At 66.9% G+C, this 15,008-nt stretch carries 13 protein-coding genes and 1 riboswitch; of the genes, 8 read left to right on the forward strand and 5 right to left on the reverse strand.

The features are described 5' to 3' along the window. Window positions 1-21 precede the first annotated feature (21 nt). Window positions 22-459, forward strand: coding sequence for a PACE efflux transporter (locus M2282_RS19035; RefSeq protein WP_280810339.1), 438 nt, complete (start codon window positions 22-24; stop codon window positions 457-459). Here the strand turns inward: M2282_RS19035 and M2282_RS19040 are convergent. Continuing rightward, window positions 392-1,363, reverse strand: a complete 972-nt coding sequence (locus M2282_RS19040; protein WP_280810340.1) for a lipase secretion chaperone — start codon at window positions 1,361-1,363, stop codon at window positions 392-394. The genes M2282_RS19035 and M2282_RS19040 overlap by 68 nt on opposite strands. Window positions 1,364-1,385: 22 nt before the next feature. After that, a complete protein-coding gene (locus tag M2282_RS19045; protein WP_348541741.1) occupies window positions 1,386-2,396 on the reverse strand; it encodes a lipase family alpha/beta hydrolase in 1,011 nt (336 codons plus the stop codon). A 167-nt stretch (window positions 2,397-2,563) separates the two neighbouring features. Further along, window positions 2,564-2,637, forward strand: a riboswitch (S-adenosyl-L-homocysteine riboswitch). A gap of 22 nt (window positions 2,638-2,659) precedes the next feature. Here M2282_RS19045 and metH point away from each other — a divergent pair. Genes metH through M2282_RS19065 form a run of 4 tightly spaced genes read left to right on the forward strand, consistent with a single transcriptional unit; the run spans window position 2,660 to window position 8,631 of the window. Next, entirely contained in the window at window positions 2,660-5,407 is a 2,748-nt protein-coding gene (gene metH / locus M2282_RS19050; RefSeq protein ID WP_280810342.1) for a methionine synthase, read from the forward strand. 52 nt (window positions 5,408-5,459) lie between these two features. After that, window positions 5,460-7,262 (forward strand): ArnT family glycosyltransferase, encoded by a 1,803-nt coding sequence (locus M2282_RS19055; protein ID WP_280810343.1) that lies wholly within the window; start codon window positions 5,460-5,462, stop codon window positions 7,260-7,262. Further along, window positions 7,259-8,245, forward strand: coding sequence for a glycosyltransferase (locus tag M2282_RS19060; RefSeq protein ID WP_280810344.1), 987 nt, complete (start codon window positions 7,259-7,261; stop codon window positions 8,243-8,245). The genes M2282_RS19055 and M2282_RS19060 overlap by 4 nt, the downstream gene beginning before the upstream one ends. Beyond that, window positions 8,242-8,631 (forward strand): GtrA family protein, encoded by a 390-nt coding sequence (locus tag M2282_RS19065; protein ID WP_280810345.1) that lies wholly within the window; start codon window positions 8,242-8,244, stop codon window positions 8,629-8,631. Before M2282_RS19060 ends, M2282_RS19065 begins: the two co-directional genes overlap by 4 nt. A gap of 127 nt (window positions 8,632-8,758) precedes the next feature. On the opposite strand, the gene M2282_RS19070 is transcribed toward M2282_RS19065, so the two are convergent. The 3 genes from M2282_RS19070 to M2282_RS19080 are packed head-to-tail and all read right to left on the reverse strand — an operon-like array spanning window position 8,759 to window position 11,466. Beyond that, window positions 8,759-9,958 (reverse strand): amidohydrolase family protein, encoded by a 1,200-nt coding sequence (locus tag M2282_RS19070; protein ID WP_280810346.1) that lies wholly within the window; start codon window positions 9,956-9,958, stop codon window positions 8,759-8,761. After that, window positions 9,913-10,671, reverse strand: a complete 759-nt coding sequence (locus M2282_RS19075) for a TetR family transcriptional regulator (RefSeq protein ID WP_280810347.1) — start codon at window positions 10,669-10,671, stop codon at window positions 9,913-9,915. The genes M2282_RS19070 and M2282_RS19075 overlap by 46 nt, the downstream gene beginning before the upstream one ends. Window positions 10,672-10,692: 21 nt before the next feature. Further along, on the reverse strand, window positions 10,693-11,466 hold the full coding sequence (locus tag M2282_RS19080) for a ferredoxin--NADP reductase (RefSeq protein WP_280810348.1): 774 nt from the start codon (window positions 11,464-11,466) through the stop codon (window positions 10,693-10,695). Window positions 11,467-11,778: 312 nt separating this feature from the next. Between M2282_RS19080 and M2282_RS19085 the strand changes: the two genes are divergently transcribed. Genes M2282_RS19085 through M2282_RS19095 form a run of 3 tightly spaced genes read left to right on the forward strand, consistent with a single transcriptional unit; the run spans window position 11,779 to window position 14,969 of the window. Further along, window positions 11,779-13,404, forward strand: a complete 1,626-nt coding sequence (locus M2282_RS19085; protein ID WP_280810349.1) for a 6-hydroxynicotinate reductase — start codon at window positions 11,779-11,781, stop codon at window positions 13,402-13,404. Between the two features lie 3 nt (window positions 13,405-13,407). After that, window positions 13,408-14,307 (forward strand): UPF0280 family protein, encoded by a 900-nt coding sequence (locus M2282_RS19090; protein ID WP_280810350.1) that lies wholly within the window; start codon window positions 13,408-13,410, stop codon window positions 14,305-14,307. 20 nt (window positions 14,308-14,327) lie between these two features. Continuing rightward, window positions 14,328-14,969, forward strand: coding sequence for an amino acid synthesis family protein (locus M2282_RS19095; protein WP_280810351.1), 642 nt, complete (start codon window positions 14,328-14,330; stop codon window positions 14,967-14,969). The last annotated feature ends 39 nt before the right edge of the window (window positions 14,970-15,008 follow it).

Raw genomic sequence — 15,008 nt, forward strand, 5'->3', positions numbered from 1 at the left:
CAAGTTCTCAGAGGAAAAGTCATGCAAGGGCTCCAGCGTCGTGTCGTCTACATCTCCCTGTACGAAGGGATCGCCATCGTGTGCGCCAGCGCCGGCCTGGCCCTGATGACGGACGCGGGGCTCGGCCATTCCGGCGTGCTGGCGGTGGCGGCCTCGGTCGTCGCGGTGATCTGGAACCTGGTTTTCAACGCGCTCTTCGAGCGCTGGGAATCGCGCCAGGCCGTGCGCGGACGCAGCGTTCGCCGCCGCATCGCCCACGCCATCGGCTTCGAGGGCGGGCTGATCGCATTCCTGGTGCCCCTGTTCGCCTGGGGCCTGGGCGTGACGCTCTGGCAGGCGCTGGTGATGGACCTGGGCCTGGTGCTGTTCTTCCTGGTCTACACCTTCGTCTTTAACTGGGGCTTCGACCGGGTGTTTGGCCTGCCGCGCTCGGCGATGGGATCTGCCCAGACGGCGTAGCCCGCGACCCCCGCAGCGCCAGTGCGCCGGCCAGGCGCAGGCGCTCGCGCTCGTTGAACAGCGACTCGCGCAGCTGATCCTGCTGTTCCGGGGGCGCGTTGGCGTACTGGTCCAGGCGGTTGTTCCAGTCCTGGTTTTCCTGGTCGAGCGCAGCCAGCTGGCGGGCTGCCTCGTAGCCGTAGGCGGCGCTGCGTTCGGCAAAGCGTTCCTGGGCGCTGGTGCCGCGCGCGTTCATGGCGTCGGTCTGGCGCTGCACGTCGACCTGCGCGGTGAAGGCGCGGCGCTGCTCGCGCTGCTCCGGCGTGAGCAAGGCTTCCTCACTGCGCTTGGCCGCGGCCTCGCGTTCCTCAGGCGTAAGGTTGGCGTCGCGGGCGAGCGCCATCTTGTCGGCCATGAGGGTGTCCTGGCGGATCTCGTCGCCGAAGAGGCCTTCGATTTCCTCGGGCGCGAAATACCTGCGCCGCACCTCGGCGCGCGCCTCGATGGTCTTGCGCAAGGACGCGGGGTCGCCGGCATCGGGCGGCGGCAGGGCCTGCATGGATTCCTGCATGTCGATGTAGCGCTCCAGCAATCCCATCGCGCGGGCGATCAACTCGGCCGGCAGGCGCTTGGCGAGCAGGCCGGGCGCCATCGCCATGAAGGCAGCCTTGCCGGTGGCCTGCGCCTCGGCGAGTGCGCTCTCGAAGATGAGGATCAGCGACGGGTTCAGCATGGCATCTGGGGCGGGGCGGACGTCGCCGGTCGGCTGCGCTGCCGGCCCTACGGCGCCCGGGCCGGTGGCGGCGGATGTCGCCACCACCGCGGCCGGGGCGTCTGCCGGCGTCTGCCCGTCCACCAGCCACCATCCGGCAAGGATTGCGAGCGCCGCAGCGCACGCCATCGCGCCGAGCTGCAGCGGTCTCACAGTGAAACGCGCCGCATCATCGTCAGAGGCCTGCGTTCTTCAATCGCGCGGCCTGCTCCTGGTAGAGCTGCACCGGCTTCTTCTCGAACAGCGTCCAGAGGCCCGCGTAGGTCAGGCCGAAGAGCTGGTTGACCTCGTCCAGATGGTTCTGGCGGTAGTCGCCCAGGTGCGTGCCCAGGCGGGTGGTGCACACGGCCAGCAGGCCGTCGTTGGTCTCGCTTCCGAAGGCGACCAGGCTCAGCCCGCCCAAGGCCACGTCGCTCGCGTCCAATGCGTTGGTGAGCGGCTGCACGCCGGACCACGAGTAGTAACGCACGCCGTTCGCTTCGGCCGGGCCGCTCTTCACGTCGCACGAGGAGCCCGGGGCAGGGCGGCCCTGAGGAAACTTGGCATCGAAGGCCGCGCCGCCGGCCGTGGTCAGCGAGTTGAGCGCGTTCAGTGGCACCTCGGGCAGTTGGCTCGGGTCCTTGCCCGACAGCGCGCCGATGAGCAGCGTGACCAGCTTCAGCGCCTTCGCAGCCAGCGCTTCGGCGGCGCTGCCCTCGGGAATCTTGCGCAACAGGTCCGCCACCTTCGAGCCGCCGTTGGCCCCGCCCACGGAGGTGACCGAGGCGACCAGCCCGGGCTCCACCGCCGCCACATAGCGCGCGGTGGGCGCGCCCTGCGAATGGCCGACGAGGTTGAACTTGAGCGATGGATTGCCCGAGAGCGCCCGCAGGTTCTTCAGCTCCTGGATCAGCTGCTCGCCGCGGATCTCGGAGCTGTTGGCGCCCGAGACCTGGGCCACGTACACCTTCGCGCCCGCGCCGGCCAGGCTCTCGGGGATGCGATAGAAGTAGTCGACGCCCAGCACGTTGTCGAAGCCGAAGAGGCCGTGCACGAGCACGATCGGGTTCTTGGTCTTCGCTTCGCTGGATGTCACCCGGGCCTGGACCTGCGTGGGGGTGTCGGTGATGGCCGCTTGGCTCAGGGTCGTGATCCCCACCAGGCCGAAAAGCAGTGCGGCGCAGACCGGGCGGGCGGTGAGGCGCAACAGCCTCGAATTCCTTTGTCTCAGCATCTTTGTCATTCCTTTGTTTTCAGAAAAAAACACGAACGTTCGCTTTTTTATGGATGGCGCGCCCGCATTCTGTGAGGGTGTCCGTGCGGCCAAACTAGGGCTTTCCCGCGGACCGTTGCGAAGGACCTTAAAATCCATCCCCTCCCAAGGAGCGTTGCAGCAGTTCGCCAGGCGGGCTGTCAGGCTTGGGATTCCAAAACGACGCTCGCCTGTTTGTTCCTTTCGCAGGTGAGCCCATGGCCCAGACCCCACAGATTGCCGTTCCCCCCATGAAGCTGTCCGGCCTCGAGCCGGTCGCCATCGGCGCGGGGACGCTGTTCGTCAACATCGGCGAACGCACCAACGTCACCGGTTCCAAGGCCTTCGCGCGGATGATCCTGAACGGCCAGTTCGAAGAGGCCCTGGCCGTTGCGCGCCAGCAGGTCGAGAACGGCGCCCAGGTGATCGACATCAACATGGACGAGGCCATGCTCGACAGCAAGGTCGCGATGGTCCGCTTCCTGAACCTCATTGCCAGCGAGCCCGACATCGCGCGCGTGCCGGTGATGGTCGACAGCTCCAAGTGGGAGGTGATCGAGGCGGGCCTGCGCTGCATCCAGGGGAAGGGCATCGTCAACTCCATCTCCATGAAGGAGGGCGTGGACAAGTTCAAGCACGAGGCCAAGCTGGTCAAGCGTTATGGCGCCGCCGCCGTGGTCATGGCCTTCGACGAAAAGGGCCAGGCCGACACCTACGAGCGCAAGGTCGAGATCTGCGAGCGCGCCTACCGCATCCTGGTGGACGAGGTGGGCTTTCCGCCCGAGGACATCATCTTCGACCCGAACATCTTCGCCATCGCCACCGGCATCGAGGAGCACGACAACTACGCGGTCGACTTCATCAACGCCGTGCGCTGGATCAAGGAGAACCTGCCGGGCGCCAAGGTGTCGGGCGGCGTGAGCAATGTGAGCTTCAGCTTCCGCGGCAACGACCCGATGCGCGAAGCCATCCACACCGTGTTCCTGTACCACGCGATCAAGGCGGGCATGGACATGGGCATCGTCAACGCCGGCATGGTGGGCGTGTACGACGACCTCGAACCCGAATTGCGCGAGCGCGTCGAAGACGTGGTGCTCAATCGCCGTCCGGACGCCGGCGAGCGCCTGGTCGAAGTGGCCGAGACCGCCAAGAGCGGTGCCAAGGACGAGAGCAGGCGCCTCGAATGGCGCGGCACGCCCGAGCAGCCGGTGCATGTCAACCAGCGCCTCTCGCACGCGATGGTGCATGGCATCACCGACTTCATCGTGGAAGACACCGAAGAGGCCTACCAGCAGATCCTGGCCAAGGGCGGCCGTCCGCTGCATGTGATCGAAGGCCCGCTCATGGACGGCATGAACATCGTGGGCGACCTGTTCGGCGCCGGCAAGATGTTCCTGCCGCAGGTGGTGAAGTCGGCGCGCGTCATGAAGTCCGCCGTGGCGCACCTCCTGCCCTACATCGAGGAAGAAAAGCTGCGCGACGAGGCCGCCGGCCGCGACGTCCGCACCAAGGGCAAGATCATCATCGCCACCGTCAAGGGCGACGTGCACGACATCGGCAAGAACATCGTCACCGTCGTGCTCCAGTGCAACAACTTCGAAGTGGTGAACATGGGCGTGATGGTCCCGTGCCACGAAATTCTGGCGCGTGCCAAGGTCGAGGGCGCGGACATCGTGGGCCTCTCGGGCCTCATCACGCCAAGCCTCGAAGAGATGCAGTACGTGGCCGGCGAGATGCAGCGCGACGACCATTTCCGCATCAAGAAGATCCCGCTCATGATCGGCGGCGCCACCACCAGCCGCGTGCACACGGCCGTGAAGATCGCGCCGCACTACGAAGGCCCCGTGGTCTACGTGCCCGACGCGTCGCGCAGCGTGAGCGTGGCACAGTCGCTGCTCTCCGACCAGGCCACCGCGTACATCGACGAGATCAACGCCGACTACGAGAAGGTGCGCACTCAGCACGCCAACAAGAAGCAGGTGCCGATGTGGCCGCTCGCCAAGGCGCGCGCCAACAAGACGCCGATCGACTGGTCGAACTACACACCGCCGGTGCCCAAGTTCATCGGCCGCCGCGTGTTCAAGAACTACGACCTCACCGAGCTCGCCAAGTACATCGACTGGGGCCCGTTCTTCCAGACCTGGGACCTGGCCGGCCCGTTTCCCGCGATCCTGAAGGACGAAGTCGTCGGCACCGAGGCCGTGCGCGTGTACGCCGACGGCCAGCGCATGCTCAAGCGCCTGATCGAGGGCCGCTGGCTCAGCGCGGCCGGCATCGTCGGCTTCTGGCCCGCCAACACGGTGAACGACGACGACATCGAGCTCTACACCGACGAGACGCGCAGCGAAGTCGCGCTCACCTGGTACGGCATGCGCCAGCAGACCGAGAAGCAGGCGATCGACGGCGTGATGCGCCCCAGCCGGTGCCTGGCCGACTTCGTCGCGCCGAAGGACAGCGGCCTGAAGGACTACGTGGGCGTGTTCGCGGTCACCGCGGGCCTGGGTGTCGAGAAAAAAGAGAAGTACTTCATCGACGATCTGGACGACTACTCGGCCATCATGCTCAAGGCTCTGGCCGACCGGCTGGCCGAGGCCTTTGCCGAATCGCTGCACCACCGCGCGCGCACCGACCTCTGGGGCTACGCGCCCGACGAAGGCCTGAGCAACGAAGACATGATCGCGGAGAAATACCGCGGCATCCGTCCCGCGCCGGGCTACCCGGCCTGCCCGGACCACAGCGTGAAGGGCCCGATGTTCGACCTTCTGAACTGCGCGGACATTGGCATGACCCTGACGGAAAGCCTCGCTATGATGCCCGCCGCCAGCGTCAGTGGTTTCTACCTGAGCCACCCCGATGCGACGTACTTCAACGTCGGCAAGATCGGGCACGACCAGTTGCAGGACCAGGCCGCGCGGCGCAAGGAGAGCGAGTCCGATCTGGAGCGGCTCCTCGCGCCCAACCTTTGAACCTGCCGGCCGGCGTGGCCGACCGGCCCCGGGAGTTGTTATTCAGAAGCTGATGTTTGCAGCCGCGCACTATGCGGCATTCGTGGTCTTCGTCGTCGGTTGCTGGGGGTGGGGGCGCGGGTTGCTGGCGCGCCTGGCGCCGCCGCCGCGCCGCGATGCATGGCTCGAAGCGGCGGTCGCCGTCGCGCTTGGCGTGGGCCTCTTCATCTGCGCGTTCCAGGCGCTGGCGATCTTCGGCGTGTTCAAGCCCGGCGCCACGCTGGCGGTGATTGCTGCAGGCGTCGTGGTCGCTGCGCTGCAGTTGCCCTCGTGGCTGCGTGAGCGGCGTGCCCTGCGTGCGAGCACCCTCGCCACGCCGTGGACCTACTTCGAGCGGATCGCCATGGTCGCGCTGGTGCTGGTCGCACTGCCTGCACTGGTCGCGCCGCTCGCGCCGCCGGCCGCCTTCGACGAGCTGATGTACCACCTGCCCTATGCGCGCGAAGTCGCGCAGCAGGGCTCGCTGGGCATCCACGAGTGGCTGCGCTACCCCTGGTTTCCGTACAACTACAACCTGCTCTACGCCGCCGCCCTGCAGGTGGGCGACGACGTGCTGCCGCACTTCCTGAACGCGCTGGCGGGCGGTCTCTCGGTGGTGATGATCTACCGCCTCGGCATGCTCCACGCCAACCGGCTGATCGCCTGCATCGGCGCGGCGATCTGGCTGGGGCTCGGCGACTATTCGAATGCGCTGATCGACATGGGCGTGGCGCTGTTTGTGCTCACGGCCTGCGTGTCGCTGTGGTGGTGGCGCGAGTCGCAGCCGGTGCACAGCGGCATGCGATGGCTGGGGCTTGCCGCCTTCTGCCTCGGCGTGGCCGCGGGCTCCAAGTACCAGGCGCTGGTCTTCATGCCGCTGGTGGCGCTCTTCGTCATGTGGCACGAGCGCCGGCCCAAGGCCTGGGCGCTGGCGCTGCTGTGCTTCCTGATTCCGTGCATCTACTGGTATGCGCGCAACGCCGTCATGACGGGCGACCCGTTCAACCCCATTGGTGCGCGGGTGTTCGGCTTCAGCGAATGGATTCCGGCCGACTACGTGCAGCAGCTGGCCGACGTGCGCGACCATGCGGAGATGCCGAACGCGCTGATCTGGTCCGTGTTCCTCGCGCCCTTCGGCGCCTTGTGGAAGCGCTCGGCCGCAGTGCGCGCTGCCGGCTGGTTCTGCTTCTATTCACTGGCCGTGTGGGTCGTGACTTCGCGCTACCCGCGGTATTTGACGGCCTCGTTCCCACTGCTCGCGATGACCGCGGCCATCGGCTGGCAGGTACTGTTCGGCTGGATCGCGGCGGGCGTGCGCCGGCTGTTCGGCATGAAGGCGGCCACCGCAGAAGGCGTGCCCGAGCTTACCAACCGGCGCAGCGCGGCCCGAATCGGCGACTGGGTCGTGGTGCTGCTGCTGGCGGTGCTGGCGGCGGTGTCCGTTCGTCAGACCGCGGGCAAGGTCGCGATGATCTCGCCCACGCCCGAGACCCGCGAAGCGTTCCTGCGCAAGCACGTGCCGGGCTACGCCGTGATGGACTACCTGCGCCAGCATCCCACAGGCCGCGTCTACCAGATCGCGCTGAACGAGGCGATCTACTACGGCCCGAATCCGATCTGGGGCGACACGCTCGGCCCGTGGCGCTATGTCGACTTCTTGTTGCTGCCGCCCGGCGACATGGCGCGCAAGCTCGGCAAGCTGGGCTTCACCGCCATCGTGATGCCGGACCACCTGGCGCCGACGCTTGCGACCCGCCCCGGCTTCGACACCCACTTCGCCCCGCTGTTCGCGCAAGATGGCAGCCGGGCCTACCGCATCCTTCCCACCGCACCATGACCGACGCCGACGATGACACCGTGAGCCGACGAAGAAGCGCCGCACCGCGCATTGCCGCGGTCATTCCGTGCTTCAACGAAGCGCTGGCCGTTCGCCAGGTGGTCGAGGGATTCCGCGCCTCCCTGCCTGCCGGCGCGGAGATCCACGTGTTCGACAACAACTCGACCGACGACACGGCCGCCGTCGCGCGCGCGGCCGGCGCCATCGTCACGCACGTGGCGGCGCCCGGCAAGGGCAATGTGGTGCGGCGCATGTTCGCCGACGTGGAGGCCGACATCTACGTGATGGTCGATGGAGACGCCACCTACGAAACCGCCGCGGCGCCCCGCCTGATCCAGCGGCTGATCGACGGCAACCTCGACATGGTGGTGGGCAACCGCATCGATGACGGGCAGAACGCGCTCACCTACCGTGCCGGCCATCGCCTGGGCAACCGCATGCTCACGGGCGCCGTGGTGCAGCTGTTCGGCGGCGGCCTGACCGACATGCTCTCGGGCTACCGCGTGTTCTCGCGGCGCTATGCGAAGTCGTTCCCGGCGCTGTCGCGCGGCTTCGAGATCGAGACCGAGCTCACCGTGCACGCGCTGGAGCTGCGCATGCCCTGGGCCGAGGAAAGCACCGCCTACAGCACGCGCCCCGAAGGCTCGCACAGCAAGCTGTCGACCTACCGCGACGGCTGGCGCATCCTCAAGACCATCTGCAAGCTCTTCGTGAGCGAGCGGCCGCTGCAGTTCTTCTCAATCATCGCGGCGCTGCTCGCGGCGGGCGCGATCGCGCTGGTCGTTCCGCTCGTTGTCACCTACATGCACACCGGCCTGGTGCCGCGGCTCCCCACGGCCGTGCTGGCCACCGGCGCGATGCTGGGCGCGATGCTGTCGATGGTGTGCGGCGTGGTGATGCACGCCGTGACACTTGGACGCAGGGAGGCCAAGCGGCTGCGCTACCTGGCGATTCCGGGCGTGCGCAACTGCACCTCGAAATGAAGCTCGGGCGGGAGTTCCTGTCGTTCGCCGTGGTCGGCGCGGCGGGCTTCGTGGTCGATGTGGCGGTGCTGTACCTGCTGGCACCAGTGTTGGGCTGGTATGGCGCGCGGGCGCTGTCTTTTCTCGCGGCTGCCACGGCCACCTGGGCGCTGAACCGGCGCTACACATTCAGCGCGCGAAGCGCCAACGACTCCGTGCTGCGCGAATACCTCGGCTATCTCGTGACGATGCTGGGCGGCGCCGTCGTCAACTACGGTGCCTATGTGCTGGTGCTGCATTGGGTCACGGGTGCCTGGGCGCCGGCTGCGGGCGTGGCGCTGGGAAGCTGCGCGGGGCTGGTCGTGAACTTCCTGTCGGCGCGCTACCTGGTGTTTCGCGCGAAGTAGCTGTCTTGCTCCCTCCCCTTCCGGGGGAGGGCTGGGGTGGGGGCATGCGGCGCATCCATCGGGCACTCTGCCCGCCCCCATCCCGACCTTCCCCCAGAAGGGGAAGGAGAAAAAGAGGCGCTGGCGCTCAGTGCGCGCCCGACTCCACCACTGGAATCTCCGTCGCAGGCGGCGTATTGCGGCTGCGGCCGCAGCGCACGATGCCGTCGATCATCACCATGCCCACGCCCGGGATGTCGCCCAACTGCACGCTCTCGAGCAGGCCCGGTGCGGGCGAATGCTGCGCGCGGTCCATGAAGACGAAGTCGGCATCGCGGCCCACCTCGATCAGCCCGCAGTTGAGTTTGCGGATCTTTGCCGTGTTGCCCGTCGCGAAGCAGAACACCAGCTCGGCCGGGATGTTCGCGATGGACGACAGCATCGCCACCATGCGAAGGATGCCCAGCGGCTGCACGCCCGAGCCCGCGGGCCCGTCGGTGCCCAGGATCACGCGGTGCGGGCACTTGAGTTCCAGCGCCGCCTTGGCCGCGGCGATGGCGACCTTCTCGTTGCCGTTGTGCACGATCTCGATGGCGCGCGTGCTCTTCTCGCACAGCTCGCACACATGCGCCTCGGGCAGCGAGGTGTGGCCGCCGTTGATGTGGCCGATGATGTCGGCGTCGGCCTCGAGCACCACGTCCTTGTCGATCAGGCCCGAGCCGGGGATCGACGGGCCGCCCGTGTGGATCGTGCTCTGGATGCCGTACTTGCGTGCCCACGCCACCATTTCCTTGGCCTCGTAGCCGGCCTTCACCGAGCCCAGGCCCACTTCGCCCAGGAGTCCCACGCCGGCCTCGGCGAGCTCCTTGAAGTCGCTCTCGACCATGCCCTTCTCGATGACCGGTGCGCCCGCCAGCACCTTCACGCCACCGGGACGAAAGTTGTCGAAGGCCCGCTGCGCGGTGATGGCCAATGCCTTCAGGCCGACGATGTCCTTGGGGCGCCCCGGCAGGTGCACTTCGCCCGCCGAGATCATGGTGGTCACGCCGCCGTGCATCGTCGAATCGATCCAGCCGATCTGGCCCTGGCGCGGCGTCCAGTCGCCGAACACCGGGTGCACGTGGCTGTCGATGAGGCCGGGCGCGACGCAGGTTTTCTTCGCGTCGATGACGGTCTTCGCGCCTTCGAGGTCGCAGTCCTTTTCCTTGCCGACCGCGACGATCAGGCCGTCGTTCACCACGATGGTGTCGGCGTCCAGGATGGGCTTGTCGATGTCGCCCGAGAGCAGAAGCCCGATGTTCTTTATGACGACCTTGCCCGACTTTGCGCCGGCTGCGATTTCTGCCATTTCGTGGTGTCCTCGTCGTGGGGTGGGGTGTTGTCTTGCAGGTCGTCCGCGCGCACGGTGCGCAGCACGGTCTCGATCACGAAGTCTTCCCAGTGCGTGACCGCCTCGGGCGACTCCAGCGGCTCGCCGAGGAAGGCGGTGAGCGTGTGCCGGTTGGAGGTATAGAAATAGCCGGTGGACGCGATCAGCAAGTAGATGTCGCGCGCCACGAGGTCCTTGCGGAACAGGCCCTGCGCAGAACCGCTGGCCAGGATCTCCGCAATGATCGCCACCGCCCGCGACGAGTACTCGCGTGCCCGCAGCGACTTGGAGATGTGCCGGCCCTTGTGCAGGTTCTCGGTGTTCAGCAGCGTCACGAACTCGGGGTTCTTGCGGTAGTAGCCGAGCACGAAGCGGATGACTTCGGTGAGCGCTTCCACGGGGCGGCTGGCATCGAGCGCAATGGCGGCCTCGGCATCGTCCATGCGCTGGTAGATGCCTTCGAGCACCGCAATGAAGAGGCCTTCCTTGCTGCCGAAGTAGTAGTAGATCATCCGGTCGTACGACTTGGCGGCCTTGGAGATCTTCTCCACGCTGCCGCCGTCGTAGCCGTATCTGGCGAACACCTTGGTCGCCGACTTCAGGATGCTGTCGCGCGTGGCCTGCGCCGCGGCCTCGCGCACGCCGGTGCGGCGCTGGGGCTTGGACTTCGATGCGGTGCGGCTGTCGGCCATCGTGCGCGCGGCGTCTCGGGCTTACTTTTCCGCGAAGGCGCGTTCGACGACAAAGTCGCCGGGCGTGCTCGTGTTGCCTTCCTTGAAGCCGCGCTTCTCCAGGATGTGCTTCAGGTCCACCAGCAGGCCAGGGCTGCCGCACAGCATGACGCGGTCTTCCTCGACATTGAGCGGCGGCAGGCCCAGGTCGTCGGTGAGCTTGTTGCTCTCGATCAGGTCGGTGATGCGGCCCTGGTTGCGGAACTCCTCGCGCGTGACGGTCGGGTAGTAGAGCAACTGCTTGGCGATCATCTCGCCCAGGATCTCGTGCTTGGGCAGGTGGTCGGTCACGAGGTCGTGATAGGCCAGCTCGTCGACCTGGCGCACGCCGTGCACCAGGATGACCTGCTCGAACTTCTCGTAGGTCTCCGGGTCGCGGATGATGCTCATGAACGGTGCGAGGCCGGTGCCCGTGCCGAACAGGTAGAGGCGCTTGGCGGGCAGCGTGTAGTCGATGAGCAGCGTGCCGGTGGGCTTGCGGCCCACGATGATGGTGTCGCCCACCTGGATGTGCTGCAGCTTCGAGGTGAGCGGGCCTTCTTCCACCTTGATGCTCAGGAACTCGAGGTGCTCCTCGTAGTTCGGGCTCACGATGCTGTAGGCGCGCAGCAGGGGCTTGTTGTTGACCTTCAGGCCGATCATCGTGAAATGACCGTTCGAGAAGCGCAACGCCGGGTCGCGCGTGGTGGTGAAGGTGAACAGGCGGTCGGTCCAGTGGTGGACGCTCAGGACGCGTTCTTCGCTGAATGCACTCATACGGAACTCAAGTGTTGGTTGGAAACAGGAAACAGGGAGCCGGGATGCTCGCCAGCAGGGCGGCGGCCGTCAACCGGCTCCAGCTCGCCAATTGTCGTTGGTCGGAAAAACCCCGATAAATCCCACGAGAAAACACCATTGCAAGCATCGGACCTGTTTGCTACATTGATCTTCAATGTAGTGAATGCAACATGAAAGTGTAGGGAATGCTACACAAACGGCAGGCGACGCACAAGCGGGCAGACGGCACGTTTGTTGCAAACCCCACCGGACCGGGTTGCCCATACACATACCGCCCACGAGATCGCCCCGATGACCGAACACACCAAGACAGACGGATTGCCCGGCATGGACATGCCGGTGGTCGCCGAAGCCGGCGCCAGCGCCTTCGGCAAGGCGCCGCCGCGCAACGAGAAGATGAGCACCGCCAAGGTCGAGTGCAACGCCTGCCCGGTGCTGTGCCAGATCTCCGACGGCCGCACCGGCGCCTGCGACCGCTATGCGAACCGCGAAGGCGTGCTGGTGCGCGTGGACCCCGTGGTGCTGCTGCGCCGAGAGATCGCGAGCGAGGCGCCCACGCTGGTGCCCTTCGATCGCCCGGCCGCTGAAAAGAGCGAAGTGATCGAAGCGGGCGCCCCCGACTGGAACGGCGACCTGCTGCATGCCGACGAAGTCTTCGTCACCGGCGTCGGCTCGTCCACCACGTACCCCGACTACAAACCCGCCCCCTTCATCGTGGCTTCCAAGGCCCAGGGCGTGGACATGGTCACCGTCGTCACCGAAGGCATCTTCAGCTACTGCAGCTTCAAGGTGAAGATCGACACCGACCGCTTCCTCGGCTCCGAGCAGGCCAACGTGCGCTACCGCGGCGAGGTCGTGGGCCATGTCACGACGGCTGAATATGGCTCGCAGATGCTGTCCCTGGGCGGCGTGCACCACCTCACCGGCGGCAGCAAGAAGGAAGGCCGCATGACGGCCGAGCTCATGCAGTTCCTGGGCAACAAGAAGGCCGTGGAGTGCACCATCGACGGCGGCTCCACCCTCGTGATCCAGGCGGGCAAGGCGCCCATCGTCAACGGGGTGGAAGAGCAGCGCATGCGCGTGGGTTGCGGCTCCGCTGCGGTCGGCATCTTCGCGCGCCAGTTCGCGGGCGTGGCCGACGAGGTGGTGGTGGTCGACGACCACATCACCGGCGTGCTCACCGAGCACCAGGCCGGCCGGTGCCTGGACATGGCGCCCTCGGGCATCCAGATGCTGGGGCGCAAGTCCACGCCGGGGCGCTACTTCCAGGTGGCGAACCCGGGCAACGGCTGGGGCGGCACCGACATCGCCGATCCGCTCGCGATCATCGAAGGCTGGGAAGAGGGCGTCGCGCGCCCGGGCCTGCGATTGCTCATGACCTCGACCACCGGCGAACACGCGCAGTGGTACGTGCTCGACGACGCACTGAAGCCCGTCGAGCAGGCAATGCCCGCCGAAGTGAAGCGCATCGTCGACCGCATTGGCGAGAACTGCGAACCCTCGCTGTGCACCGTGCTGTTCCTCGGCGGCGCTGGTGGCAGCTTGCGTGCCGGTGTCACCGAAAACCCGGTGCTGCTGACGCGTGCCATCAAGCGCGCGCTGGTCAACGTCACCTGCGGCGGTGCGCCTGCCTATGTGTGGCCTGGCGGCGGCATCACCGTGATGGCCGATGTCATGCGCATGCCCGACAACAGCTTCGGCACCGTGCCCACGCCGGCCATCGTCGCGCCCATCGAGTTCAGCATGCGGCGCGACGACTACGAAGCGCTCGGCGGTCACATGGAACACATCTTCTCGCTCGAGCAGGCGCTCGCGCGCGGTGCATGGCAGGAAGACGGTGCGCCGCTTGCACGTCAATGGCTCGTCATGGACGACGCCAACCCGTGGCCGCTCGGCCACGCACCCATGCTGGGCTGAACCATGTCAGCCCAACGCAGCCCGCTCGACGGGCGCTGGCACTTCAACCACGGCCCGATCGACATCGTGGCCGAGGCGCACGGCGATCCGTACGCCGTCGCGGCCGCGCACGACGCGGCGTGGGCGCGCTTTGGCCATGTGCTCGACGAACTGGTGCGCGAGCTGCCGCTCCTGCGTTTGCCGGTGACCGACAAGATGCGCCCGCGCGGCGTCGTCGGCCAGCGCATGTGGGACGCCTGCGCAGCGTTCTCGCCGATGTTCATCACGCCGATGGCGTCCGTGGCCGGCGCGGTAGCGCAGGAGTTGATCGCGTTCTACGACCGCCCCGGCATCGAGCGCGCCTGGATCAACAACGGCGGCGACATCGCGCTGCATCTCGCCCCCGGCCACTCGGCGCGCGTGGGCGTGTTCGCCGACATCGCGCGCTTCGACTGGCAAGACAACGGCATCCTCACCACCGACGGCCAGTTCGAACTGCACGCCGGCCAACCCGTGCGTGGCGTCGCCACCAGCGGCTGGCGCGGGCGCAGTTTCTCGCTGGGCATTGCCGACAGCGTGACGGTCCTGGCCGCCACGGCAGCACAGGCCGATGCAGCGGCGACAGTGATCGCCAACGCCGTCGACGTCGACGACGGCCTCATCCGGCGCAGGCCCGCCAGCGAATGCAAGGACGACAGCGACCTGGGCGACACCCCGGTCACCGTCGACGTGCCGCCGCTTGCACCATCGCAGGTGAAAAGCGCACTCGATACGGGCGCGATCTGCGCCAAGGTCCTGCAAAAAGGGGGGCTCGTCTGGGCCGTTCTAATCGTTTGTCAGGGGCAGTTCCGACTTGTCGAGCCCTTATGCTCGAAGCCGCTGCAGACCGTGCTGCCGAAAACGGTTGGTTCAGTATTTGCTTAACGAAAGCAAGGTTCTTTTTCATGATCGATATCCGCCGCGTCTTCACCCATGTCGAGCACATTCACCACGAGTTCGGACCGCGTGCCGACACCCCGTTGGTGCGCGGTGCCATCGGCGCGGTGCTGACCAATCCCTTTGCGGGCCGCTACGAGCCCGACATCCTGCCGATGATGGCGCTGCTCGACCCCGTGGGCGTGGACATGGCGCACAAGCTGCACGCCGCGATGGACGTGTCGCTCGAGCAAATCGCCACCTACGGCAAGGGCGCCATCGTCGGTGCCGACGGCGAGCTGGAGCACGGTGCGCTCTGGCATGTGCCCGGCGGCTACGCGATGCGCGAACTGCTGGGCTGGAAGGGCGGCCGCGTGGCCTACACGCAGGGCGTTGCCGAGGAAAAAAGCGGCCAGCCGGCCAACGCACTTTCCATCGTGCCCTCGACCAAGAAGGTCGGCCCGCCCGGTGCCGCGCTCGACGTGCCGCTCACCAACATCAACGCGAGCTATGTGCGCGGCCAGTTCGATGCCATCGAGGTGCGCGTGCCCGGCGCGCCTGCGGCCGACGAGATCGTCTTCATCCTCGCGATGAGCACCGGCTACCGCGTGCACGCCCGCGTCGGCGGCCTGCTCGCGAAAGACATCAGCAAGTGGGACGGCCTGCGCTGATCCCACGCACACAGAGACAAGACAAGGAACACACAGAAC

Source organism: Variovorax boronicumulans, from assembly GCF_029892485.1.
Taxonomy (GTDB): Bacteria; Pseudomonadota; Gammaproteobacteria; order Burkholderiales; family Burkholderiaceae_C; genus Variovorax; species Variovorax boronicumulans_B.